At 69.2% G+C, this 24248-nt stretch carries 24 protein-coding genes; 9 read left to right on the plus strand and 15 right to left on the minus strand.

Annotation, left to right across the window (positions count from 1 at the left end; all coding sequences use genetic code 11):
- Positions 1–160: 160 nt before the first annotated feature.
- Positions 161–379, plus strand: coding sequence for a hypothetical protein (locus tag IM708_RS00945; RefSeq protein WP_209424425.1), 219 nt, complete (start codon positions 161–163; stop codon positions 377–379).
- Between the two features lie 228 nt (positions 380–607).
- Positions 608–934, plus strand: coding sequence for a cytochrome c (locus tag IM708_RS00950; RefSeq protein ID WP_209424426.1), 327 nt, complete (start codon positions 608–610; stop codon positions 932–934).
- Positions 935–957: 23 nt separating this feature from the next.
- Here the strand turns inward: IM708_RS00950 and IM708_RS00955 are convergent, their stop codons facing one another.
- The 5 genes from IM708_RS00955 to IM708_RS00975 form a co-directional block, all read right to left on the minus strand.
- On the minus strand, positions 958–1380 hold the full coding sequence (locus tag IM708_RS00955; protein ID WP_209424427.1) for a hypothetical protein: 423 nt from the start codon (positions 1378–1380) through the stop codon (positions 958–960).
- Between the two features lie 176 nt (positions 1381–1556).
- Positions 1557–1892, minus strand: coding sequence for a GYD domain-containing protein (locus tag IM708_RS00960; protein ID WP_209424428.1), 336 nt, complete (start codon positions 1890–1892; stop codon positions 1557–1559).
- A gap of 167 nt (positions 1893–2059) precedes the next feature.
- On the minus strand, positions 2060–3064 hold the full coding sequence (locus tag IM708_RS00965) for an NAD(P)H-quinone oxidoreductase (protein ID WP_245242913.1): 1005 nt from the start codon (positions 3062–3064) through the stop codon (positions 2060–2062).
- A 106-nt stretch (positions 3065–3170) separates the two neighbouring features.
- Positions 3171–4028: a branched-chain amino acid aminotransferase gene (locus IM708_RS00970; protein WP_209424429.1), complete on the minus strand. Its 858-nt coding sequence runs from the start codon at positions 4026–4028 to the stop codon at positions 3171–3173.
- Positions 4029–4097: 69 nt separating this feature from the next.
- Entirely contained in the window at positions 4098–4847 is a 750-nt protein-coding gene (locus IM708_RS00975) for a COQ9 family protein (protein ID WP_209424430.1), read from the minus strand.
- 116 nt (positions 4848–4963) lie between these two features.
- Here IM708_RS00975 and rpsU point away from each other — a divergent pair, with 116 nt between their 5' ends.
- Positions 4964–5170, plus strand: coding sequence for a 30S ribosomal protein S21 (gene rpsU, locus IM708_RS00980; RefSeq protein WP_209424597.1), 207 nt, complete (start codon positions 4964–4966; stop codon positions 5168–5170).
- A 238-nt stretch (positions 5171–5408) separates the two neighbouring features.
- On the opposite strand, the gene IM708_RS00985 is transcribed toward rpsU, so the two are convergent.
- A complete protein-coding gene (locus IM708_RS00985; protein ID WP_209424431.1) occupies positions 5409–6017 on the minus strand; it encodes a papain-like cysteine protease family protein in 609 nt (202 codons plus the stop codon).
- A 272-nt stretch (positions 6018–6289) separates the two neighbouring features.
- On the opposite strand from IM708_RS00985, the gene IM708_RS00990 reads away from it, so the two are divergent.
- Positions 6290–7201, plus strand: coding sequence for a hypothetical protein (locus IM708_RS00990; protein ID WP_209424432.1), 912 nt, complete (start codon positions 6290–6292; stop codon positions 7199–7201).
- A gap of 93 nt (positions 7202–7294) precedes the next feature.
- On the opposite strand, the gene IM708_RS00995 is transcribed toward IM708_RS00990, so the two are convergent.
- The 3 genes from IM708_RS00995 to IM708_RS01005 all read right to left on the minus strand — a co-directional run bounded on the left by IM708_RS00995 (position 7295) and on the right by IM708_RS01005 (position 10702).
- A complete protein-coding gene (locus IM708_RS00995) occupies positions 7295–8629 on the minus strand; it encodes a dienelactone hydrolase (protein WP_209424433.1) in 1335 nt (444 codons plus the stop codon).
- Between the two features lie 195 nt (positions 8630–8824).
- A complete protein-coding gene (locus tag IM708_RS01000) occupies positions 8825–10090 on the minus strand; it encodes an MFS transporter (RefSeq protein WP_209424434.1) in 1266 nt (421 codons plus the stop codon).
- A gap of 153 nt (positions 10091–10243) precedes the next feature.
- Entirely contained in the window at positions 10244–10702 is a 459-nt protein-coding gene (locus IM708_RS01005; protein ID WP_209424435.1) for an Lrp/AsnC family transcriptional regulator, read from the minus strand.
- A gap of 132 nt (positions 10703–10834) precedes the next feature.
- On the opposite strand from IM708_RS01005, the gene ald reads away from it, so the two are divergent.
- Entirely contained in the window at positions 10835–11953 is a 1119-nt protein-coding gene (gene ald, locus IM708_RS01010) for an alanine dehydrogenase (protein WP_209424436.1), read from the plus strand.
- Between the two features lie 238 nt (positions 11954–12191).
- Here the strand turns inward: ald and IM708_RS01015 are convergent, their stop codons facing one another.
- Complete coding sequence (locus IM708_RS01015) at positions 12192–12692, minus strand: Lrp/AsnC family transcriptional regulator (RefSeq protein WP_209424437.1); 501 nt, start codon at positions 12690–12692, stop codon at positions 12192–12194.
- A gap of 267 nt (positions 12693–12959) precedes the next feature.
- Between IM708_RS01015 and trxB the strand changes: the two genes are divergently transcribed.
- A complete protein-coding gene (gene trxB, locus IM708_RS01020) occupies positions 12960–13925 on the plus strand; it encodes a thioredoxin-disulfide reductase (RefSeq protein WP_209424438.1) in 966 nt (321 codons plus the stop codon).
- Between the two features lie 357 nt (positions 13926–14282).
- Here trxB and IM708_RS01025 read toward each other — a convergent pair whose 3' ends face one another.
- The gene (locus IM708_RS01025; protein WP_245242914.1) at positions 14283–14723 is read right to left on the minus strand and encodes an NUDIX hydrolase; all 441 of its coding nucleotides are present in this window, start codon (positions 14721–14723) and stop codon (positions 14283–14285) included.
- A 101-nt stretch (positions 14724–14824) separates the two neighbouring features.
- Here IM708_RS01025 and IM708_RS01030 point away from each other — a divergent pair, with 101 nt between their 5' ends.
- Positions 14825–15556, plus strand: a complete 732-nt coding sequence (locus IM708_RS01030; RefSeq protein ID WP_209424440.1) for an alpha/beta hydrolase family protein — start codon at positions 14825–14827, stop codon at positions 15554–15556.
- Positions 15557–15587: 31 nt separating this feature from the next.
- Here IM708_RS01030 and IM708_RS01035 read toward each other — a convergent pair whose 3' ends face one another.
- Both IM708_RS01035 and IM708_RS01040 read right to left on the minus strand, forming a co-directional pair.
- Positions 15588–17483, minus strand: coding sequence for an acyl-CoA synthetase (locus tag IM708_RS01035; protein WP_209424441.1), 1896 nt, complete (start codon positions 17481–17483; stop codon positions 15588–15590).
- A gap of 119 nt (positions 17484–17602) precedes the next feature.
- Positions 17603–19393, minus strand: a complete 1791-nt coding sequence (locus IM708_RS01040; RefSeq protein ID WP_209424442.1) for an ABC transporter transmembrane domain-containing protein — start codon at positions 19391–19393, stop codon at positions 17603–17605.
- 283 nt (positions 19394–19676) lie between these two features.
- Here IM708_RS01040 and IM708_RS01045 point away from each other — a divergent pair, with 283 nt between their 5' ends.
- Positions 19677–20108 carry a universal stress protein gene (locus IM708_RS01045; protein WP_209424443.1) on the plus strand — a complete coding sequence of 144 codons (432 nt, stop codon included), beginning with the start codon at positions 19677–19679 and terminating at the stop codon, positions 20106–20108.
- A 19-nt stretch (positions 20109–20127) separates the two neighbouring features.
- Complete coding sequence (locus tag IM708_RS01050) at positions 20128–21672, plus strand: alanine/glycine:cation symporter family protein (protein ID WP_209424444.1); 1545 nt, start codon at positions 20128–20130, stop codon at positions 21670–21672.
- A 64-nt stretch (positions 21673–21736) separates the two neighbouring features.
- Here the strand turns inward: IM708_RS01050 and IM708_RS01055 are convergent, their stop codons facing one another.
- Positions 21737–22429, minus strand: a complete 693-nt coding sequence (locus tag IM708_RS01055; protein WP_209424445.1) for an ATP-binding cassette domain-containing protein — start codon at positions 22427–22429, stop codon at positions 21737–21739.
- Positions 22416–23963: a thiamine/thiamine pyrophosphate ABC transporter permease ThiP gene (locus IM708_RS01060; RefSeq protein ID WP_209424598.1), complete on the minus strand. Its 1548-nt coding sequence runs from the start codon at positions 23961–23963 to the stop codon at positions 22416–22418. Before IM708_RS01060 ends, IM708_RS01055 begins: the two co-directional genes overlap by 14 nt.
- Positions 23964–24248 lie beyond the last annotated feature (285 nt).

The following is a 24248-nucleotide window of genomic DNA, read 5'->3' on the forward strand; positions in this document are numbered from 1 at the left end:
GGGCGCTGACGATGCGCGCGGGGCGCGGTGGGGGTTCGCCGCGACCGCGGCCGCGCTGCCTGTCCCGACCCGACCTGCCGCGTTCACGATTGGCGCTGGAGGGGGAACCGGGGCGGTGCCGGTCCGGTTGAGCTTTCAGCGACGAAAGGGAGAGTGCGCCATGAGCAAGAGCAAGCAGCCGAAGTCCGACAAGGAGATCGAGGCCGATCTTCCCAACAATCTGGAGGACGATCCGGGCATCGGGCGGTCGAAGGGCCGGTTCGCGCGGACGAACGAGCCGCCGCTCGAGGGGGAGAACACGTTCGAGGGCGACGTGAAGAACGACACCACCCCGCAGGGCGGCGTTGATCCGAGGCAGCGCGGGCGGACGAACAAGTAGGGCGCGGGAAAATCGGGGGGGCGGATCCGGCGGGGGAAAGCACGGCCAGCGCCCGCGGGACGGCCCCCGTCCCGCGGGCGCTGGCCGCGCGCGTCGCTGAAGGGCGTTTGCGCGGCGGCGGGATGATGATAGCGTTCTTGCGGTAGAAGTGACTCCGAATGGGGCTGCGGAAGGATTGCGCCGCCATGCAGGGGATCGAGGGAAGGGGCGAGTGTGACGGGAGATCGGATGCGGAAGGTGCTTCGTGTGATCGGCAGCCTCGCGGTGATCGGGGTTGCGGGCCCCGCGCTGGGGCAGGGCATGACCGGCGATGCCCGCGAGGGTGCCGAGATTGCCGAGCGCTGGTGCGCGGCTTGCCACCTCGTCTCCGAGGATCAGGCGCGCGCGCCGGTCGATGCGCCAACCTTCCTGTCGATCGCGGAGCGGACGCCCGAGGCGATCGATGCGCTGGCGGGCTTTCTGATGGACCCGCATCCGCCGATGCCGGACCTGAGCCTGACGCGCGCCGAAATCCGCGACCTGCTGGCGTATATCGAAAGCCTGCGGACGGAGTAGAAAGCGCCCAGCGCGTCAGCCGCTCAAGTGGCCCAGTATCGACCGTTCCACCTTTTTGCGCCGCCGTCCTTGTCCAGCCGCGCCTTGATCTCGGAGGGAATGTCGTCGCTGCGCGGTCTGGTCCATCCGACCAGATAGTCCCAAAGCGTTTCCTGCGGTCGGATGGACGCGATCCGGTAGCATTCCTTCAGGGTGTCGCGCCCACTGAGTTCCTGCGTCCAGTTGATGTGCAGCTTCTTGATCTCGTCATAGTCCAGACGCCACTGGGCGCTGGTCCTCTCGTCGCGGAAGCCGATGACGAAGCCGCGGTTGCTCATGTTGCCCGAGGCGGTTTCCTTGTCGCCCCACCAGGGGGTCGTGTAGTCGGCAACCCGAGGGTGATTGCGCTTGATGGCGTCGCGCGCGGCGTCGACGCTCGAGAATTCACCCATGTCGATTTCGCCCATTGGCATCCCCTTGAAGCTGAGTTGAGCGGTGCAACCGGACGCCGAAGCGCCGTCGCGCGATCAACTAAACCGCGAGCGGGCGGCGGGCGTCAAGCGCGCGTACAGCCGCCCTGCCGGGGCCGGTCGGTCAGCGGGCGGGGCGGGGCGACCGACCGGCCCCCAGTCATGCGCGCGGGTCAGGCGGCGGAGGGGGCCTTGTAGGCGCCGGTGGCCTTGCCTGCCCGGGTCATCGCCTCGCGCGCCTCGGCGGCGGTCAGGAGCTTCACCGTCTCGGAGCGCGAGACGGTGCCGGCGGCGGCCACGGCCATCGCGCCGGCGGCCATCATCGTGTCGTCCGTCCCCTCGATCAGGCAGATGACGTCGAACTTGCCGAATGCGAAGAAGAGGTGGTGGAGCTTCCCGCCGAGCGCCTCGACCAGTTGTTCGGCGGCCTTCGTGCGGTCCTGCGGGTTCGCGACCATGGCTTTCATGGCCTCGGGCGTATAGGCGATCTGGTAGAGGTAGAAAGGCATGGCCTTTCCTTTCGCGAAACGCGGGCGGGGCGGGCGGCGTCTCCCCGGACCCTGCAGTCGGACGCCCGCCCTTCCGCGACACCGCCGGGCAGCGGCCGGCAGCCGGGGCCTGCGTCGGCGAGGATAGCACGCGGCGGGGCAGGCGTCGACGGTCGCGAGGGGCGGCGCTAGTCCTCGACCTTCAGCATGATCTTGCCGATATGGGTCGAGCTTTCCATCAGGCGGTGGGCCTCGGCGGCGTCTTCGAGCGGGAATTCCTGGTGCACGATCGGCGCGATGCGGCCGGCGGCCAGAAGCGGCCAGACCTCGGCCTCGAGCGCGGCGGCGATGCGGGCCTTGGCGGCGTCGGACTGCGGGCGCAGGGTGGAGCCAGTGATGGTCAGCCGGCGGACCATCAGCTGGGCGAAGTTCACCTCGGCCTTGGGGCCCTGCAGGAAGGCGATCTGCACCAGCCGGCCGTCGTCGGCCAGAGCCTTGAGGTTGCGCGGGATGTAGTCGCCGCCGACCATGTCGAGGATCAGGTCGGCGCCGCCCTCGGCGCGCAGCACCTCGACGAAATCCGCCTCGCGGTAGTTGATGGCGCGCTCGGCGCCGAGCTTCTCGCAGACGGCGCATTTCTCGGCCGAGCCGGCGGTGGCGAAGACCCGCGCGCCGCGCACCTGCGCCAGCTGGATCGCCGTCGTGCCGATGCCCGAGGAGCCGCCGTGGACGAGGAACCGCTCGCCCGCCTGAAGGTTGCCGCGCTCGAAGACATTGGTCCAGACGGTGAAGTAGTTCTCGGGCAGGGCGGCGGCGTCGCGCAGGGATAGGCCCGCGGGGATCGGCAGGGCGTGCTCGGCGGGGGTGGCGGCGTATTCGGCATAGCCGCCGCCGGGCAGAAGGGCGCAGACCGCGTCGCCCTCACGCCAGCGGGTGACGCCGGGGCCGATGGCGGCGATATGGCCCGCGGCCTCCAGCCCCGGCAGGTCCGAGGCGCCGGGGGGTGGCGCGTAGTTGCCCAGCCGCTGCGAGACATCGGGGCGGTTGACGCCGGCCCAGGCGACGCGGATGACGATCTCGCCCGCGCCGGGCACGGGGACGGGGCGGTCGCAGGGCACCAGCCCTTCGGGGCCGCCGTGTTTGCCGATCTCGATGGCGCGCATCAGGTGGGATTGCGGGACGGATTGCGGCATCTCGGGGTCTCCGGTCGGTTGCGGCACGGGGTGCGGGGGTTTCCCAAGGGGGCACGCGTGCCCCCTTGGGCCGGGGGTGCGGGGGCGGGCAGCCCCCGCGCCCTGGTCAACGGGAATGCGCGAAATCCCAGTACATCTCTCGCACGCGCGTGGTGACCGGCGCGGGCGGCATCTCGCGGTCCTCGAACTTGGCCACCGGCATCACCTTGGCGATGTTGCCGGTGCAGAAGATCTCGTCGGAGCGGGCGAAATCCTCGATCGTCAGCACGGTTTCCAGCACCTCGGTCCCGTCCTGGGCCAGCAGCTTCATCACCCGCTGGCGGGTGATGCCGTTGAGGAACGTGCCGTTCGGCACCGGCGTCAGCACCTGGCCGTCCCTGACCATGAAGACATTGGTCGAGGCCGTCTCGGCCACGTTGCCGTCGGGGTCGCGGGACAGCGCGTTAGAAAAGCCCCGCGCGCGGGCCTCGGCCATGATCCGGCCGTTGTTGGCATAAAGCGAGGCGGCCTTGGCCTCGGTCATCGCCATGTCGGGCCGCGGGCGCGAATAGGGCGAGACGGTGAGCGAGAAGCCGTCGATGGGCGGCATCGGCAGCGCCTCGATGCAGATCGCAAACCCGGTGCTCTCGGGCTCCAGGTCGATGATCCCGGCGGTCGAATCGCGCGCCCACATCATCGGCCGCAAATATAGCGCGGCGCCCTCGTCGAACATGCGCGCGCCTTCCTCCAGCAGGCCCTCGACGGTCGCGGCGTCGACCGGCGGGACCATGCCCATCGCCCGCGCGGACCGCACGATGCGCGCCGAATGCAGGTCGAGGTCGGGGCGCACCCCCTCGAACTGGCGCGCGCCGTCGAAGACCGCGCTGCCCAGCCAGGCGGCGTGGTCGGCGGCGTTGATGATCGGCGCGTTGCCGCGGTGCCACCGGCCTTCGTACCAGGTGACGATTTCGGTGCCGACAGCCATGCGAACCTCCCTCGGCGGCGCGTTCCCGCCCCTGCGTCCCGCCGGGCTTAGCCCCCGGCTGACCAAGCGTCAAGCCGAGGGGGGCGGGTCGTCGCGGCCCGGCGCGCCGGCGCCGGGGTCGGGGGGCCAGCGGCCCGGAAGGTTGCCCTCGGCGGGTTTGCGGAGCGCGCCCATCGCGGCCATCGGCAGCGCGAAAATCCGGCGCAGCACCGGGTCCTGCTGGACCTTCGCCTTGGTCTTCTCGAACTGCATCACCTCGTCGATGCGCCGGTCGAGGAACGCCCAGGTGTCCTGGTGCCCCGGGCTGGTATCGCCCAGCCAGTAGAGCAGCGTCGCCGAATAGACCCCCGACAGGATCGCGCGCTTGGAATACCAGTTGCCGTCCTCGGACGTATCCCCCAGCGCGTCCCAGATCGCGTCGGCGGTGCCCCAGACGGCGCGCAGCCCCTCGGGCGCGTAGGGCGGCAGCGCGAAGAGCGCCGAGGCGCGGCGCACCAGTTCGGGGTCCGCCGCCTCCAGCCGCAGGCGCACGGCCAGGGCCACGCGGTCGCGCATCCGCATGTCCTCGGCCGCGCGCGCGGCCAGCCCGGCGCGCATCTGCGCGTCGCCCTGCCGGTGGTAGGCCAGCGCCAGGTCCAGCCCGCCGCGCGGAAAAAGCGCGCGCGCCAGGGCGGGGTCGATGCCGGTGTCGGTGATGGCGGCGGCCAGCGTCGCCTGCGACCAGCCGTCGAAGGGCACATGCATCAGCGCCGCCTCCAGCACCCTCTCGGCCAGGGTTTCGGTCTGGGGTTGCGGGGACTGTTGTGGCGATTCGGGCATCGGACCCTCCTGCGGGACGGGGGTTGGCACGGCTGGACAGGCGCGGCCCGGTCTGCTATCAGGCCGCTCCCTGCATCATTGATGTAACTCTAGCTTGGAAAGGTGGTGAAAACCACATGCAGGTATCTGTTCGTGACAACAATGTCGAACAGGCGCTTCGGGCGCTGAAGAAGAAGCTTCAGCGCGAGGGCGTGTTCCGCGAGATGAAACTCAAGGAGCATTTCGAGAAGCCTTCCGTGAAGCGGGCCCGCGAGCAGGCCGAGGCGATCCGCCGCGCGCGCAAGCTGGCGCGCAAGAAGGCGCAACGCGAAAACGGCCTCTGACCGGGTTCCGACCCGCCCGAGACGACGATGGGGAACCCCCGGCACCTGGTGCGCGGGGGTTTTCTGTTCGGGGGGGGAGCGCCGAATGCGGTCCATCGCTGCACGCGCTGCGAACCTGCGCTTTCAGACCGACCTGCGGGAATGCCCTTTCACGGCGGAAGCGGGGCGCAAGATCCGCTCAAAAGGGGTGGATGTCCACCGAAGGACGGCACCCGTGGGCACCGGGCTTCGTTGTGGGTCACGCAGCATAAAGCAGCGATGGGTCGCCCAACGGGTTGGCGGACCGATTGGCATAGAGCTGCGCCTTGCTGATCTTCACGTTTGCGCCGTGCCACGGGTCATGCGTCCAGAAATGGGCGGCGTCCGCGCCCTTGATCAGTATCCAGTGGCCCTGATCGCCCATCAGCCCCATGTGCGCGAAGATACCTGAGCACATGATGGGCCCACGGCGCTTCAACAAACCCGTCAGCACCTGCGCATCACTGGCAAATCCCTGGCAGACCCGGGCGCCGTAGGAGGCGAGGATGCTACTGCCGCCAAGGCCGTCCGCCATGCCGCGTGGATTGGTGCCGAGATCGATGTTGAGGCCCCAGCCAAAATACCGGCTCAGCATCTCCAGGCAGGCGTCGCCGCACATGTTGGCGTGCTTCTGCTTGAGGAAGGGAACTTCGTATCCGTAGCCGTCGGATTGGAGGCGGGTCTTGGAATATCCCGATCGCCCGAGGACCGTCTTTGCTATGAACATGGGAACTTTCACCGCAGTCTCCTTTGGGTGGCACAGTGCGGAAAGCAAGCCTGGCGGGCCACGGTAGCGAGCGACCCTGCACAAGTCTATCTGCATCGTCATCGCCGAAGCGCCGATAATGTCCCTGGCACGCGGGCAAACCCCGCGCCTGGCGAAGGGCGACTGTGTTCAAGCCTGAAATCCGAGATTGCCCAGGACACGCGCCGCGGCCCCGAGGTCGCGGCGCCCGTCAGGGCTTTTTTCTTGATAACGCGCGGGGTGTGTCGCTTAACTGACGGCGGGGTCGGGTGGTGGTCGGGCGGGCTCTGCAAGGGGGCTTGTTGCGGGGTGTCGCGGGGGCCTCGGGATTCAGCGCAAGGGCAGGGGTGGCGGGCATGGTGACGCGAAAGAAGCTGAGGTTCGACACGAGTTGGCAGGGCGAGGTCAACCGGGTCTATCAGATGTGGTACGGCAACCCGGTGGAGTTGCGGCGCGACATCGAGCGGCTCTACGAGGAGTTGCGCGCGGCGCTGCTGAAACTGCCCGAGAAGACGCCCGAGGACCAGGAACTCGATTTCCTGGTGCTGGACTGGTGGCAATTGCTGGGCGAGGTGGCGGAGCAGACGATCTCGTACTGGGACGCGCATGCGGTCCGGTCCCGGCTGCAGGACCTGAAGGAAGAGTTCCTGCCCGAGATCGAGAAGGAGATCCGCCAGCTGGAGGCGCGGGCGCGGGCGCAGCCGGTGGTCGCCGCCAGCACCGCGAAGCCCGAGCCGGCGGTACAGGCCGCGGTGCCGAAGGCGAAGAAGAAGAAGTCGAAGGACCTGTCCGACGACGAGTTTTTCGCGCTAAGCTTCGCCAAGACGACAAGCTTTGGCAAGGCCAAGGCCGACCGGCGGCCCAGCGAGGTCCGGCCCCAGCAGACGCCCTGGGTGCCGCCGACGCCGCAGCAGGAATGGGCGGATCAGCAGGTGCAGATGGGCAAGGATTGCGACGAGGCCTGCTACCGCTACAGGAACAACCAGCTCAACAGCGCGTCGGACCATGCGGTGAACCAGCCGAGCGTCGCGCGCCACCTTGGCGCGGGCGCCTACTTTCAGGTCCGGCCCAGCGACAACACCAATGACCAGATGCGCATCTACATCAGCGTCGGCGATCCGCCGAACAACCAGTACTGGGCGCGCGGGCTCTCGCATGACGCGCCGCGGCGGGCGGGGGCGTTCTACGTCTACCGGCGGACCGGAAACTCCAGCTTTGTCCATGTGGCCGGGCGGCAACTGGAAAGGCACGCGCGCGCCTTGTTGTGAGGTCCGTGCCTGGCGCGGCCGGCGCGGGGGGCAAAAGACCACGGCCCCGAGGGGGCCGTGGGTTCGTGATCTGAAGGCGGGCGTGCGGCCGGGTCAGGCGGTCCGGGCGCGGCGCAGGCGCAGCGCGCCGATGCCGCCCAGCGCCAGCGCGAGCATCCAGACCGAGGCGGGCAGCGGGATCGGCGTGGGGGCCAGCGTCTCGTAGCGCAGGCCGGCGGTGGTGCCTTCGGCGAAGCCCTTCCAGTAGCTGTCGCCGCCGATAGGCGGCAGGTCCAGATACGCGGCCTTGCTGGTGTCGCCCTTGAGCAGCAGGTCGAACCAGGCGGTGACGAAATGCTGGCCGACGTTGTTCATAAAGACCGTGTCCCAGACCGCATCGGTGTAGTGCCCGGAGACTCCGGCCTCGAAGCTTTCCACGGGCGCGGGGATCGGCGCGACGGTGTTGTGGCCGCCGCCGTCGAAGGTCAGAAGCGCGCGGTCGATGCTGCTCGCCCCCTCCCAGATCGCGCGCACGCCGGTTTCATACTGCGAGACCGTGTCGTTCGAGCCGGCGATGAAGAGCATGGGGATCTCGATCCCGGCCAGCCCCTCGGCGTCCCAGAAGCCGTTCTGCATGCCCCAGGGACCGATCGCCACCGCCGTCTTGATCCGCGGGTCGGGCAGCGCCTCGTGCGTTTCGCTGCCCTGCTTGTGGATACCCAGCGTGCCGTGTGGTGCGAAGTTGAGGGCGAAATCGCTGACGCCGCCGCCGGCGGTGACGATGGCGCCGTAGCCGCCCATCGAATAGCCGACCAGCGCGGTGTTGCCCGCGTCGATCATCCCGGCCATGCCTGAGCCCGCGTCGGTATTCATCCGCGCCATCTGGTCCAGCACGAAGAGCTGGTCCAGCGACCGGTTCACCAGCGTCGAGGCGAAGGCCCGCTGGTTGTCGTAGGTCGAGTCCGTGTGATCGATGGAGGCGACGACATAGCCCTTGGAGGCGAGGTTTTCTGCCAGATGCGACATCAGGAAGCGGTTGCCGGGATAGCCGTGGCTGAGCAGCACCAACGGCAGCGGCGCGTCGACCGTGGCCGGGGCGGCGTCGCGCATGGCCTGACCCGTGAGCGTCACCTCGGTCGTGCCGTCGCGCAGCAGGGTCTTGAAGGAGGTATCGCCGGTCGCCCCCTCGGCGGCGGGATACCACATCTCGACCGTCAGCGGCCGGTCGTAGCGGGGCAGCTCCGCCGGCGGCGCGCCGGTCGGGCTGATCGCCACGATGTCGACCTGGTCCGGGTTGGTGAAGGCAAGCTGGCGCACGCCCACGGGCAACGGGCCATAGGCCGCAAGCTCGGGCGCGTCGGGCGATTGCCCGTCGATCCGGTTCTGCGCCGCAAGCGGTGCGGCAAGCGCCACCGCGATGACGGCGGTGGTCAGTGCAAGATGCCTCATTTCCGATCCCTCCCAGGTTGTTTGGCGCATTATTGTTGCGTTAACCTTCTTAGCACCCTTCGGGGATCGCACAAGCCATGGTTGACCGGCGCGCCGGGGCGCGGTGACCGTTCCATAGCACCGCAAGGCGACGGATCTGCGACGGGCGCGGCGGCACGCCCGCCCGTCAAGACCGCGGTGTCGGCGGGGGTGCGGTCAGGTCGGGGCGTCGCTTTCGCGCTCGGCCTCGGCCTGTTCGGCGGCCCAGGTGCCCGCAGCCTCCACCGCGACGATGGAGGCGGTGGGCAGCACGCCGAGGTAGCTTTCGGTTTCCTGCGAGGGGGAGGCGGCGCGCTGGGTCATGCGGTAGAGCGCGTAGAGCGCGATCAGCGCGAAGGTCGCGCCGAGGACCGGCCAGAAGGCGAAGGGGCCGAAGCCCTGCATCGCCCAGCCGGTGACCAGCGGGCCGATGATCGCGCCCAGCCCGAATGTGAAGATCAGCCCGCCCGAGGCGGCCGGCATGTCCTCGGCCGAAAGGAAGTCGTTGGTATAGGCCAGAAAGAGCGCATAGAGCGGCGTCGTCACCCCGCCGGCGAAGAAGGCCGCGGCCATCAGCGGCCAGAGCGCGCCGCCGGTGATCCAGCCGACCATGCTGGAGACCGCGCCCAGCGCCGCCGCGCCGAAGATCAGCTTGCGCCGGTCCAACCGGTCCGACAGCCAGCCGATGGGGTACTGCATCACCAGCGCCCCGGCAAAGAGCATGGCGACGAAAAGCGCGATCTGCGACGCGGTCATCCCGATCTGCGAGCCGAAGACCGCGCCCATTCCCGACTGCGTGGCGAAAACGCTGCCCAGAAGGAAGATCCCCACGGTGCCCAGCGGCGAGCCCTCGAAAAGCGCGCGCAGGCGCATCGGGCGCGCCACCTGCACGGCGGGCACCGGGACCGCCGACAGAAGGATCGGCCCGAACGAGATCGACACCAGGATCGAGGCGCCGATGAAGAGCGTCGCGTTGCCGGCGTCGCCCAGCGTCAGCAGCCCCTGCGCGCCGATGATGCCCAGCGTCTGCGCGATCATGTAGGCCGAAAGCACCTTGCCGCGCGTCTCGTTCGTGGAGGCGTGGTTGAGCCAGCTTTCGGCGGCGACATAGACGCCGGACATGCAGAAGCCGACGAGGATGCGCAGCAGCGTCCAGGCCCAGGGATCGGCGAGCAGCGGAAAGGCGATCAGCGCCGCCGACATGAAGCTGCCGAGCGCCGCGAAGACCCGCACATGCCCGACCCGCTGGATCATTATCGGCGTGATCCGCGCCCCCGACAGGAAGCCCAGGAAGTAGCCCGAGGTGACGATGGCCAGCTCGGCGGCCGAAAACCCCTCGATCCCGCCGCGCAGGCCGATCAGGGTGAAATGCATGCCGTTGCCCAGCATGATGAAGACGATGCCGAGCAGAAGCGCCCAGACCCCGGAAAGCACTGTCGCCATGAAAAAGCATCCCTTCGCGCGCCGGGGGTGACGTCTGGCCGAGGCTTTGCACCAGACCGGCGCGGGCTGCCGTCGCTGCAGCGCCGCATGCGTGTCCGTTTGCGACTCGCGCGCCGGTTCCGGCCCCGCGCCGGGCGGCCGGTGCGGGGCGCCTCAGACCTCCAGCGCCGTCGTCTTGACCACGGTGCGCAGCGAGAACGACGACTGCATCTGCGCGACGCCGGGCAGGCGGGCCAGGTACTGGCGGTGGATGCGGGCGAAATCCTCGGTATCCTCGACCGCGACCTTCAACAGGTAGTCGGCCTCGCCGGCCATCAGGTGGCATTCCAGCACGTCGGGGATCTTGCGCACCGCCTTCTCGAAGGCCTCCAGCGTCTCGTCGCTCTGGCCCGAGAGGCGGATCTCGACGAAGACCACGGTCGGCTTGCCGACCTTGCGCATGTCCAGAAGTGCGACATACTCGCGGATGTAGCCTTCGGATTCCAGCCGGTTCACCCGCCTGTGGCAGGCCGAGGGCGACAGCGCGATGCGCTCGGCCAGTTCGGCATTGGAGATGCGCCCCTCGCGCTGAAGGACATGGAGGATGCGACGGTCGGTCGGGTCTAGCCGCATCGCAGCGCAAGTATCTTCGAACGGGTCATGGAATCCTCGAAGCTTCTTGTTCAAATCTGCCAGATCGGCTCGCGCTTTCCAAGCACCCGCCCGGCGATTTCGGCGATTTATGCGCCAGCAGAGGAGGACGCCATGCTTATCGGATGCCCGAAAGAGATCAAGCCACAGGAATTTCGCGTCGGCATGACGCCCGCCGCGGTGATGGAGGCGACGCGCGCCGGCCATCAGGTGATCATCGAGACCGAGGCCGGCAGCGGCGCCGGGTTTCCCGATGACGACTACCGCGCCATGGGCGCCGAGATCGTCGGCACCGCCGAGGAGGTGTTCGCGCGTGCCGAGATGATCGTCAAGGTGAAGGAGCCGCAGGCGGTGGAGCGCAAGCGCCTGCGCGAGGGGCAGGTGCTCTTCACCTACCTGCACCTCGCGCCGGACCGGGCGCAGACGGAGGATCTGATCGCCTCCGGCTGCACCGCCATCGCCTACGAGACCGTCACCGACGCCGCGGGCGGGCTGCCGCTGCTGGCGCCGATGTCCGAGGTCGCCGGGCGGCTGGCGCCGCAGGTCGGCGCCTGGACGCTGCAGAAGGCCAATGGCGGGCGCGGCGTGCTGATGGGCGGCGTGCCGGGCGTGGCACCGGCGAAGGTGGTGGTGATCGGCGGCGGCGTCGTCGGCACCCACGCGGCGCGCATCGCCGCCGGGATGGGGGCGGATGTGACCGTGCTCGACCGCTCCTTGCCGCGGCTGCGTTATCTCGACGATGTCTTCGGCCGGCAGTTCAAGAACGGCTTTGCCAGCGCCGAGAAGACCGCGCGCCATGTCGCCGATGCCGACATGGTGATCGGCGCGGTGCTGATCCCCGGCGCCGCGGCGCCGAAACTGGTCAGTCGCGCGCAACTGTCCGAGATGAAGCCGGGGGCGGCGATCGTCGATGTCGCCATCGACCAGGGCGGCTGCTTCGAGACCTCGCGCGCCACCACCCACCAGGACCCGATCTACGAGGTCGACGGGATCATGCATTACTGCGTCGCCAACATGCCCGGCGCGGTCGCCCGCACCTCGACCCAGGCGCTGGGCAACGCCACGCTGCCCTTCCTGATGGCGCTGGCCAACAAGGGCTGGCGGCTGGCCTGTTCGGAAAACGAGCACCTGCTCAACGGGCTCAACGTCCATGCCGGCAAGCTGACCTACGAGGCGGTCGGCAAGGCGCTCGACCTGCCGGCAATCAACCCGCGCGAGGCGCTGCGGATCTGACCCGGCGGCGGTCCCGCCCGCCTTCATCTGTCCGAAAATATCCTCGGGGGGAGGGCTCCGCAGGAGCCCTGGGGGGCAGACGGCCCCCCGCGCGACCTCGCAACCGGCGCGCGGGGGTGACGGGCGTTCTCCCGCCCCTCGTCAGGCTGTGCGCGTTCCGCGCACGAACCTTCCTCGCGTTGGGCCAGGCGCCGCGCCCGTTCCGGGCGCGGCGCGGGGCTGTGCCGCGCGGGGCGGTTCAGGGTTCCTTGCGGTAGCGCTCTTCCATGACGTCGAAGGGCACGCCGGGCTCGTCCTTGGCGCAGCGGATCACCAGCGAGGTCTTGACGCTGGCGACGTTGTCGGCGGCCAGCAATTCCTCGGTCAGGAAGCGCTGGAAGCTCGACAGGTCCGGCGCGGTGCATTTCAGGATGAAGTCGATCTCGCCGTTGAGCATGTGGCACTCGCGCACCAGCGACCAGGCGCGGCAGCGATCCTCGAAGGCCTTCAGGTCGGCCTCGTTCTGCCGGTGCAGGCGAACCATGGCGAAGACATGCACCTCGAAGCCCAGCTCGCGCGCGTCGACGCGGGCGTGATAGCCGCGGATATAGCCCGCCTCCTCCAGCGTGCGGACGCGGCGCAGGCAGGGCGGGGCCGAGATCCCGACCCGGCGCGCCAGCTCGACATTGGTCATCCGACCGTCGGCCTGCAGCTCGGCCAGGATCATGCGGTCGATCGGATCGAGCTTGGCGCTCGGCATTGCGGGGCCTCCGTTGCGTGTTTGCCCGTTCTTACGTCAGGCCGCATGCCTGCGCAAGAATGTTTCGCGCGGCCGAAAGAATCTTTCCGGGCCCGGCAACCGGAGGGTCAAGCGCCGCGCGCCGACGCGCCCGCGCGGCGGCGGTTGAAATCGGCCGTGGCGGATATATGTAGGTTCACGAATATGAAGGCGCGCACCCGGCCCGCAGGGCTTGCAATCCGGGTCGGAGCCGGTAAAGCCCTGCTCGACAGACCGAAAGGATACCCCATGACCGAGTCCCGCCACACCCGCCTTCTGATCATCGGCTCGGGCCCCGCCGGCTATACCGCGGCGGTCTACGGCGCGCGCGCGATGCTGGCGCCGGTGCTGGTGCAGGGGATGCAGCCCGGCGGGCAGCTGACCATCACGACGGATGTCGAGAACTGGCCCGGCGACGCCTCGGTCATGGGCCCCGACCTGATGGCGCGGATGGAGGCGCATGCGCGCGAGATGGGGACCGAGATCATCACCGACACGATCCTGAAGCTGGACCTGGGCCAGCGCCCCTTCCGCGGCGAGGGCGACAGCGGCACGGTCTACACCGCCGACGCGCTGGTACTGGCGACCGGGGCGCAGGCGAAATGGCTGGGCCTGTCGAGCGAGCAGAAGTTCATGGGCTTCGGCGTCTCGGCTTGCGCGACCTGCGACGGGTTCTTCTACCGCGGGCGCGAGGTGGTGGTGATCGGCGGCGGTAACACCGCGGTCGAGGAGGCGCTGTTCCTGACCAATTTCGCCAGCAAGGTCACCCTGGTCCACCGCCGCGACAGCCTGCGCGCCGAGAAGATCCTGCAGGACCGGTTGTTCAAGCACCCCAAGATCGAGGTCGTCTGGGACCACGTGCCGCTGGAGGTGCTGGGCGACGCCGACCCGCTGGGGGTGACCGGCGTCAGGATCCGCCATGTCGACACGGGCGCCGAGCGGGTCATCCCCTGCGCCGGCTTCTTCGTCGCCATCGGCCACGCGCCGGCGTCGGAGCTGGTCAGCGACCAGCTGAAGCTGCACAACGGCGGCTATGTCTGGGTCGAGCCGGGATCGACCCGCACCTCGGTCCCCGGCGTCTTCGCCGCGGGCGACATCACCGACCATGTCTACCGCCAGGCGGTGACCAGCGCCGGCATGGGCTGCATGGCCGCGCTCGACGCCGAGCACTACCTCGCCGCGCTGGAAGCGGCGCGCGGACTCGACACGGTCTGAGCCGCGCGGCCCCCGGCCGCCCGCCGCGCCGCCGGTGCCACAGGTCCAGAGGGTGCTCCCGCCCCTCGTCAGGCTGCATCCTTGGTGCAACCTTCCTCGCGTTGGGCCGGGCGCCGCGCCCGTGCCGGGCGCGGCGAACAGAGGTCCCGCCCGCAGCACCACCGCACAGCGCTTCATCTGTCCTCAAATATCCCGGGGGAGTCCCCGCTTTGGCGGGGACGGGGGCAGCGCCCCCCTTCTTCGCAAGGTCAGGCTCGGGCGCGCAGCGCCCGAGCCCGGCCCAACGCGAGGCGCGTTGAACCGCAGGTTCAGCGCAACAAGGGGCGGGAGCCCGTGGTGGGGCCGGCCCGGGAAAACTCAGCGCAGGATCGGCTCCAGCGGGTCGTAGAGCAGCCGGCCGGGCGGGCCGAAGGCGACATCGGGCAGGCTGTCGGGCTTGAAGCGCAGCGCGCGCAACTCGGCGGCGGTCACCAGCCGGTGGCGGTTGACGACGCCGGCCGGATCGGCCCAGTCCGGGGACAGCTTTCCGCCGATGGGTCGGGCGTGGAAATAGACATCGACCTGGTGAAAGCCACTTTCGGGGTCGTGGAACTCGTTGACCAGGCAGGGCGCGCCGACGCGGATGCCGAGCCCGGTTTCCTCGTGCACCTCGCGGATCAGGTTCTCGGGCAGCGAGGTGCCGGGCTCGACCCCGCCGCCGGGCGCGCACCAGAGGTCACTTTCCGTCCCCGGCCAGGCGTTGACCACCAGCAACCGGCCGTCCTGCACGATCACCGCGCGCACCGCCAGCCGCGGCATCCGACCCCCTCTCAGCATCGTGACACCGACATCCGCCGCTTCCCGCCGTGCCGGCCCCGCGCCGGCTTTCGCTGCACCGCCGCACGGACTATACTGCGGCCATGCGCCTGTTGCTTGTCCTCTTCCTGCTGTTGCCGCTGCCTGCGCGCGCCGATTGCGTGGTGCTGATGCACGGGCTGTCGCGCACCGACAGCTCCATGTGGCTGATCGCCGAGACGCTGGAATATCACGGCTACCGGGTGATCAACTACCACTATCCCTCCACCGACGAGGCGGTGGAGAACCTGGTGCGCCATGTCGGCTTCGCGGTCAATCAGTGCGGGTTCCAGCAGACCCATTTCGTCACCCATTCGCTCGGCGGCATCCTGGTGCGCGCCTGGCTGAGCGAGGAGCGCCCGGCGCTGATGGGGCGCGTGGTGATGCTGGCGCCGCCGAATCACGGGACCGAGATCGTCGACAACCTGGCCGAGAACGAGCTGTTCCACGACATCATGACCTTCATGCACGGGCCGGCGGTGGTGCAACTGGGCACCGATGCGGGCTCGATCCTGAACCAGCTGCCCGAACCCGACTACGAACTGGGCATCGTCGCCGGCAACCGCGCGATCAGCCCCCTCGGGCCGTTCCTGATCGAGGGCGAGAACGACGGCACCGTCTCGGTCGAGAGCACGCGGGTCGCGGGCATGACCGATCACATCGTGCTGCCGGCCACGCATGCGATGATCATGATGAACCCGATCGCCATCGCCGAGGTGGTCGAGTTCCTGCGCTACGGCGCCTTCGATCACGGCATCACGCTGGCCAGCGCGATCCGCAAGCTGGCCAATCCCTGACATCGTCCGCGGACGGGCCCGCCGGCGCCGGTCAGGCCCAGTCCCAGGGGATCGTGTAGTTGTCCATCACGCCGCACACGCCGGCCTCGTCGGTCTCGCCCTTGCGGTCGATCCGGGCGACCAGGCCGCGTTTCTTCTCCTCGACCACGTCGGCCACGCGGGCGGAAAGCTTCTTCTCGGCGAAGTCGGCATCCAGCACGCGGGTGATGGCGCGACGGCGCAGGTCGGGCTTGAACACCTTGCCGACGGCGGTCTTCGGCAATTCGTCCAGCACCTCGATGTGTTTCGGGATCGCCGCGCGCTCGGCGATCCGGTCCGAGACATGCTCCAGCAACTCCTTCGGCGTGGCCTTGGCGTCGGCGACCAGCTCGACATAGGCGCAGGGCAGCTCGCCCGCGGTGGCGTCGGGCTGGCCGATCGCCCCGGCGAAGGACACCGCGGGATGGCTGAGCAGCGCCTCCTCGATCATCGCGGGGTCGATATTGTGGCCGCTGCGGATGATCAGGTCCTTGGCGCGCCCGGTGATCCACAGGTAGCCGTCGGCGTCGATGCGGCCCAGATCGCCGGTGCGCAGGTAGCGGTCCTCGGCGAAGAGGCCCAGGTTCTTGGCCTCCTCGGTATAGGTCGAGCCCTCGAAGACGCCGGGCGAGGCGATGCAGATCTCGCCCACCTCGTCGGTGCCGCATTCGTGGCGGATGTCGCCGTTCGAGCCGCAATCGAGGATGCGCACCTCGGTATAGGGAAACGGGATGCCGACCGAGCCGATCTTCTTTTCCCCCTCGGGCGGGTTGGCGGAGACGAGGCACGTGGCCTCGGTCAGCCCGTAGCCCTCGACGATCGACACTCCGGTGGCCTTCTCGAAGCGCTTGTAAAGCTCCACCGGCAGCGCGGCCGAGCCGGAAAACCCGTTGCGCAGGCTGGAGATGTCGGCATCGACCTTGCGCTGCATGAGGGCGGCCAGCGCCGTCGGCACGGTGAAGATGAAGGTCGCCTGCCAGCGTTCGATCAGCTTCCAGAAATTGTCGAAGACGCCGTCGCCGCGGTAGCCCTGCGGCGTCGGAAACACGACATGCGCGCCCGAACAGAGCGCCGACATCATCACCGGATAGGCGGCGAAGACATGAAAGAGCGGCAGCGGGCAGAGGATCACGTCCTCGGCCTTGAAGAGCAGTTCCGACCCGATCCAGCCGTTGTAGATCAGCCCCGAGGCCTTGTGCTGCGCGACCTTCGGCAGGCCGGTGGTGCCGCCGGTGTGGAAATAGGCGCAGACCCGGTCCTTCGGCGGCAGATCGAAGGTCAGCTTGACCGCCGGCTGGCGCGCCAGTTCGCTGGCAAAATCCAGCACGCGGGCGTTGTGGTGCACCTCGGTCTTGGGGCGGATGAAGGGGACGATCCAGCTTTTCGGCGGGGTCAGGTAGCGCAGCAGATCGATTTCCAGCACGGTCTTGACGTTGGGCGCGTTCGCCACCGCCTCGGCCACCTTCTGGGCGACATCGGTCTTGGGGAAGGCGCGCAGCGTGACCACGACCTTGGCGTTCGTCTCGCGCAGGATGCCGGCCAGCTTCTCGGGCTCCAGCAGCGGATTGATCGGGTTGACGATCCCCGCCGTCATCGCCCCGAAGAGCGTGATCGCGGTCTCGTTGATCGTGGGCAGGATGTAGGCGACGGTGTCACCCTCGTTCACGCCGAGCGACCGGAACAGGTTCGCGGCCTGCGTGACCTTGCCCATGAAGTCGTTCCAGGTCAGCGTCTCGGCCTTCCCCCCGGGGTCCGAGAACATCTGGAACGAGATGGCGTTGCGGGGCCCATGCGTGTCGCGGGTCCGCGCGATCTGGTCGTAGACCGTGATCGGCACGTCGCGATCGGTCCAGGGCATTTCCTGCTGGGCGGCATCGCGGTCGGCGACGCTGGCAAATCTGCGGGTCATGGCGTTTCCTGCTGTTCCTCCGACCCGCAGCATGACCTTTTTGCGACGCGACGGCAATGCTCTGGAAAGCGCGGGAGCGTCGCGTCAACCGGCGCTTCGGCCGGCGTCGGGGCGTGCTGTCAGGCGGCCTCGCCGTCGGTGAACTGCAGCCGCGCCAGCCGTGCGTAAAGCCCGCCCTGGCCGACCAGCGCGTCATGCGTGCCCTCGGCGACGATCCGCCCCTGATCGAAGACGACGATGCGGTCGGCCTTGCGCACGGTGGCCAGCCGGTGGGCGACGACCAGCGTCGTGCGCCCCTCGGCCAGGCGTTCGACGGCGGCCTGCACCGCGCGCTCGCTCTCGGCATCCAAAGCCGAGGTCGCCTCGTCCAGCAGCAGCACCGGCGCGTCGCGCAGGATGGCGCGGGCGATGGCGATGCGCTGGCGCTGGCCGCCCGACAGCATCACCCCGCGTTCCCCCAGTTCGGTGTCATAGCCCTGCGGGAGGGCCGCGATGAAGTCGTGCGCGGCGGCGGCGCGCGCGGCCTCCTCGATCTCGGCATCGGGGGCGTCGGGGCGGCCGAAGCGGATGTTCTCGCGCGCGCTGGTGGCAAAGATCACCGGGTCCTGCGGCACCAGCGCCATGACGCTGCGCAGGTCGCTGCGCGCAAGGTCCCTCAGGTCCGCCCCGTCCAGCGTGACGCGCCCGTCCTGCGGGTCGTAGAAGCGCATCAGCAGCTGGATGATCGTGGTCTTGCCCGCACCCGACGGGCCGACCAGCGCCACCGTCTCGCCCGGCTTCACGCGCAAGCTGACCCCCTCCAGCGCCGATTGCTCGGGGCGCGAGGGGTAGTGGAAGCGCACATCGTCGAACGCGACCTCGCCGCGCACGGGGCGGGGCAGGGCGGCGGGCGCGGCCGGGTCGCGGACGCTGTCGGTGGTTTCCAGCAACTCGACCAGCCGCTCGGTCGCCCCGGCGGCGCGCTGCAATTCGCCCCAGATCTCAGAGAGCGCGCCAACCGATCCGGCGACGATCACCGCGTAGATGACGAACTGCACCAACTCGCCCACCGACATCGTGCCCGCGCGCACGTCCAGCGCGCCGACCCACAGCACGCCGACGATCCCCGCAAAGACCAGGAAGATCACGATCACCGTCATCGCCGCGCGCGTCATCACCCGCTGCATGGCGACATCGAAGGACCGTTCGGTGACGCTGTTGAAGGTCGCGGTCGACGGCCCCTCGTGCGTGAAGGCCTGCACGGTCTGCACCGCCCCCAGTGCCTCGGACGCGTTGCCGGACGAGGCCGCGATCCAGTCCTGGTTCTCGCGGCTCAGGCGGCGCAGGCGGCGGCCCAGCACCACGATCGGCACGATCACCGCCGGCACGATCAGCAGCACCAGCCCGGTCAGCTTGGCCGAGGTCAGCGCCAGCATCGCCAGCCCGCCCAGCAGCAGCAGCGCGTTGCGCAGCGCGATCGACACCGAGGAGCCGACGATCGACTGGATCAGCGTGGTGTCGGTGGTCAGGCGCGACAGCACCTCGCCGGTCATGATGCGCTCGTAGAAGGCCGGCGACATGCCGATGACGCGCGCGAAAAGCGAGCGCCGGATATCGGCCACCACCCGTTCGCCCAGCCGCGTGACCAGGTAGTAGCGCACGCCGGTGCCCGCCGCCAGCAGTGCTGCGACGGCCAGGAAGGCCAGGAAATACTGGTTCAGCAGCCCCAGTTCGCCGGTTTCGAACCCATCGACGACCCGGCGCACCGCCAGCGGCAGCGACAGCGACACGACCGCCGTGGCGACCAGCGCCGCCATCGCCCCCAGCATCAGCCCCCGGTAGCGCGCCAGAAAGGGCCAGAGCCCGACCAGCGCCCGGATGCGGCGGGATTTCCCGCGGCTCTCGATCTCTGCCAGCTGCGTGTCCGCCATGTTCCGTCCGCTGCCTCTCCGACCCCGGGGTTTAGGCGAGCCGGCGCGCCGGGGCAAGGCGACAGGCTGTCGCCGGCAGGATCGTCGCGCGTTCGCGATCTGGCGCAAGAATGTTCTGTGATGCTTGTCGAATCATCATGAATACGCCGAAAAAAGTGCCAATTAAGCGACATCTTTCGAATAACATTCCGAAAATCCCGGTATTTCGGAGAATATCCCGTCCTGATTGAAATAGGCTCTCCGATACCCGAAGGGACGGGGAACAAACGCGAGGTACTCTGGAATGGAGAAAATCGTCGTCGCCTATGACGGATCGGAGGCCGGCCAACGTGCGGTCGCCCATGCCGTCGCGCATGCAGAAGGGGGGGCCGCGCAGTTGATCCTGGCGCATGTGCTCGAATGGTCGCCCTACAGCTTTCTGTCTGCCGAGGAACTGGCCGAGCGCCACAAACGCCGCGAGCAGGAACTCTCGCGCGCCCGTGACGCGGTGGTGGCGCCGGTGCTGCGCGACCTGAAGGCGCGCGGGATCGAGGTCGAGGCCGAGATCCGCTACGGCCATGTCGCCGAGACGCTGGTCGACATCGCCAAGGACACCGGCGCCGACAGCATCGTCGTCGGGCGTACCGGGGCCACCGGCATAACCGCACGGCTGTTCGGATCGGTGGCAGGAACGCTGGCGCAGATCGCGCCGGTGCCGCTGACCATCGTACCTTGATCTTCCGGGGAGAAACCTCATGAAACCCAAAGCCTTTATCCTGGCCGCGTTGATCGCGCTGGCCGCCCTGCCGGCGCATGCGCAATGGGCCGACCAGGTCGATACGATCTTCGCGCAGTCGACCGGCTGGTTTGTCAACCTGATCTTCGCCACCCTGCCCACCGCGGGCATCATCGGCGTCGACCTGCCCTGGATCGTGGGCTGGCTGGTCGCCGGCGCCACGGTCTTCACGATCTACTTCGGCTTCATCCAGTTCCGCGCTTTCGGTCACGCCCTGCAGCTGGTGCGCGGCAAGTATTCGGACCCCAGGGACGCGGGCGAGGTCAGCCACTTCCAGGCGCTGGCGACGGCGCTCTCGGGCACCGTGGGGCTGGGCAACATCGCCGGCGTCGCGGTCGCGGTCAGCATCGGCGGCGCGGGGGCCACGTTCTGGATGATCCTGGCGGGTCTTCTGGGCATGGCGTCGAAGTTCACCGAATGCACGCTGGGCGTGAAATACCGCAACGAGTACCCCGACGGCACCGTCTCCGGCGGGCCGATGTACTACCTCAAGAAGGGCTTTGCCGAACGCGGCCTGCCGCTGGGCGGGTTCATGGCGGTCATGTTCTCGATCTTCTGCGTGCTGGGGTCGCTGGGGGGCGGCAACATGTTCCAGGCCAACCAGGCGGCATCCCAGGTCCAAAGCGTGCTGGGCATCCCGACCTGGATCACCGGGCTGGTACTGTCGGTCATCGTCTTCGCGGTCATTGTCGGCGGGATCAAGTCGATCGCGCGGGTGACGGAAAAGGTCGTGCCCTTCATGGGCATCGGCTATTTCCTGACCGGTCTCGTGATCCTGTTTGCGAACTTCGACATGATCGGCTGGGCCTTTGGCGAGATCCTGCGCGGCGCCTTCACCGACTCGGGCATCGTCGGCGGCTTCATCGGCGCCATCATCCAGGGCTTCCGCCGGGCCGCCTTCTCGAACGAGGCGGGCATCGGCTCGGCGGCCATCGCCCACTCGGCGGTGCGCACCAAGGAGCCGATCACCGAGGGCTTCGTGTCGCTCCTGGAGCCGTTCATCGATACCGTGCTGATCTGCACCATGACGGCGCTGGTCATCATCATCACCGGGCAGTTGCTGGTGGATGCGGAAACCGGGCGCTACCTGCTGGACGATGCCGGGCGCATTGCCACGGCGGGCGGCACCGCGCCGGGCGTGCCGCTGACCTCGGCGGCGTTCGGATCGGCCTTCGGCTGGGCGCCCTACGCGCTGTCGCTGGCGGTGTTCCTGTTCGCCTTCTCGACCATGATCACCTGGTCCTACTACGGGATGAAGTCCTGGACCTACATGTTCGGCGAGGGCAAGAACCGCGAGATGGTGTTCAAGGTCATCTTCTGCGTCTTCGTCTTCATCGGCGCGGTGTCCAGCCTGGGCGCGGTGATCGACTTCTCGGATGCGGCGCTGTTCGCGATGGCGATCGTCAACATCATCGGGCTCTATTTCCTGATGCCGATCGTCAAGAAGGAGCTGAACAGCTACCTCGCGCGGCTGAAGTCGGGCGAGATCAAGGCCTACAAGTAAGCGTCTGACTGGCGAAAAACGGGGGCCGGGCGCGCAGGTGCCCGGCCCCTTTTGCGTTGCCGGCTCAGCCCAGATAGGCGGCCAGCGCCGGCGGCGGGTTGTCCAGCAGGTCCGCGGTCGGGGCGGGGGGTGCGGCGCGGCCTTCGGCGACGACCACCACCTCGGGGCAGATCCGCCGCGCGTCGGCGGGGTCGTGGGTGACCATCAGCAGCGTCGCTTCCTGTTCCGCGGTGATCGCTTCGACAAGGTCCAGCATGTCGGTCTTCAGCGCCGGCCCCAGCGCGGAAAAGGGCTCGTCCAGCAGGATCAGCGGCCGCGCCCGCAACAGGACCCGCGCCAGCCCGGTGCGGCTGATCTGCCCGCCCGACAGTTCCGCCGGCCGGCGCGCGCCCAGTCCCTGCAGGCCGACCCGGTCCAGCGCCGCCTCGACCCGACGCCGCTGCTCGGCCGAGAGCCGCAGGTTGGGATCGAGGCCGAGTGCGACATTCTCGAACGCGCTCAGGTGCGGCAGCAGGTTGTGGTCCTGAAAGAGGATGCTCAGCGGGCGCTTTGCGGGCGGCAGAGGGTCGAGCGGCTTGCCCTGCCACCTGATGCTGCCGGCGGTCAATTCGACAAAACCCGAAATGGCGCCCAGCAAAGTCGACTTCCCCCCGCCCGACGGGCCCATGATAGCCACCCGCGCCCCTTCGGCCACCGTCAGGTCGGCGGCCAGGCGGAAATCGCCCTGTTCGATCCGCAACCCGTCAAGTTCCAGCATGGCGCGGCTCCTTTCCGCCCACCAGCCGCTCGATCAGCACAAACGCCCCCAGCGCGAGGATCAGCAGAAGCAGCGCCGCCCCGGCCGCATCCGCCGTCCGGTAGGCGCCCATCAGGCGGTGGAGCTGCATCGGCAACGTCTCGCCCCCGGTCTGCGCAAAAAGGACGATCACGCCCAGATCGCCCATCGACAGCGCCGCCCCCAGCCCCAGCCCGAAGCCGAAGGGCCGGCGCAACCGGGGCCAGAGAACCAGCCGCAGATGCGCCGCGGTCGAAAGCCCCAGTGCGGCCGACAAGCGGGCGTAGTCGGCCTCGGCCTGCCGCAGCGCGGGCAGGACGGCACGCAGCGCGAAGGGCAGCGCCATCGCGGCATTGACCAGCGCGGTGACCGGCAGCGCCAGCCGCGCCGGGTCGGCATGCGGAAAGGTCAGGATGAAAAGCCCGGTGCCGATCACCATCGGCGAGGCGACCAGCGCGCTGAGGCCGACGGGCTCGAACACCCAGGCGCCGCGACGTGTCCAGAGCGTGGCCAGCGCCAGCGCGAGGGTGAAGAGTGCGAGCAGCGTGACCGACAGCGCCACGACGCGAAGCGACTGCAGCACTGCCGTCCAGACCGGGCCGGGCAGCGACAGCAGGTGCGGCGCGCCGCGCCAGACGACCAGCGCCAGCGGCACCAGAAGGAACGCCGCGGCCAGAACGATCGCCGCGCCGTCCAGCCCCCGCAACAGCGCGCCCGGCGCGGGCGGCGCGGCACGGTCGAGGCCCGAGAGCGCGCCGACCGGCAGCGCCAGCCGCGCCAGCATCAGGAGGGCCGCGATGCCGACCGCCGCCTGCACCAGCGCCAGAAGGGCGGCGCGGCCGAGGTCGAACTCGAAGCGGAACGCCTGATAGATCGCCAGTTCCAGTGTCGTTGCGCGAGGCCCGCCGCCCAGCGTCAGCGCCACCGCGAACGAGGTCAGGCAGATCAGGAAGATCACCGCCAGCGCGCCGGGGACGACCTGGCGCAGCATCGGCCCCTCGACATGGCGCCACATCGCGCGCCGGTCGAAGCCCAGCGACGCCGCCAGCCGCAGGTGCTCGGCCGGAATGCGGCCCCAGCCCTGCAGGATCAGCCGCGTCGCCAGCGGCAGGTTGAAGAAGACATGCGCGACCAGCACCCCCTGCAACCCGTAGATCGAAACCGGCGGGATGCCGAAGCTGGCCAGCGCCTGATTGGCGATGCCGGCCCGTCCGAACACCGCCAGCACGCCGACGACGGCGACCAGCGTCGGCAGGATGAAGGGCGCGCCCATCAGCACGATCAGCGCCCCGCGCCCCGGAAAGCGGCGGCGCGCCAGTGCGCGCGCCACCGGGATCGCCAGCACGACCGAGATCAGCGCCGACAGCGCCGCCTGCAGCAGTGTGAAGCGCAGCGCCGCCCAGTCGGCGGCGCGAAAGACCGCGCTGCCCGGATCGGCCCGCCAGCCGACCGCCGCCAGCGCGCCGAGGTTGAGGGCGAGCAGCACGAGGACCACCGCGCCGGCCGCAAGTCCCAGCGCCAACGGCAGGGGTCTGCGCCAGGGCAAGGGCGGAGCGGGAAGCCGCACGATGGCGGCCGCGGCGGCGCCGGGGGCGGCGGCGGTGCTCATGCGCGCGCCCCGGCCCGGTGTCGTGGCACGGCGGGCCAGTGGGTGAGGGTTATCCGGCGCGCAGCCCCCCGCGCGCGCGGCCCGCATTTCCCCGCGGGGAAATGCGAAGACGAGGGGGTGCATTTCCCCGCGGGGAGTTGGGAAGACGTTAAGGGTTTCAACGCGGGGGCATGGGAGGACGCCGAGATGCAT

Origin of the sequence: Pararhodobacter sp. SW119, from assembly GCF_017811755.1 — a bacterium.
GTDB lineage: Bacteria > Pseudomonadota > Alphaproteobacteria > Rhodobacterales > Rhodobacteraceae > Pararhodobacter.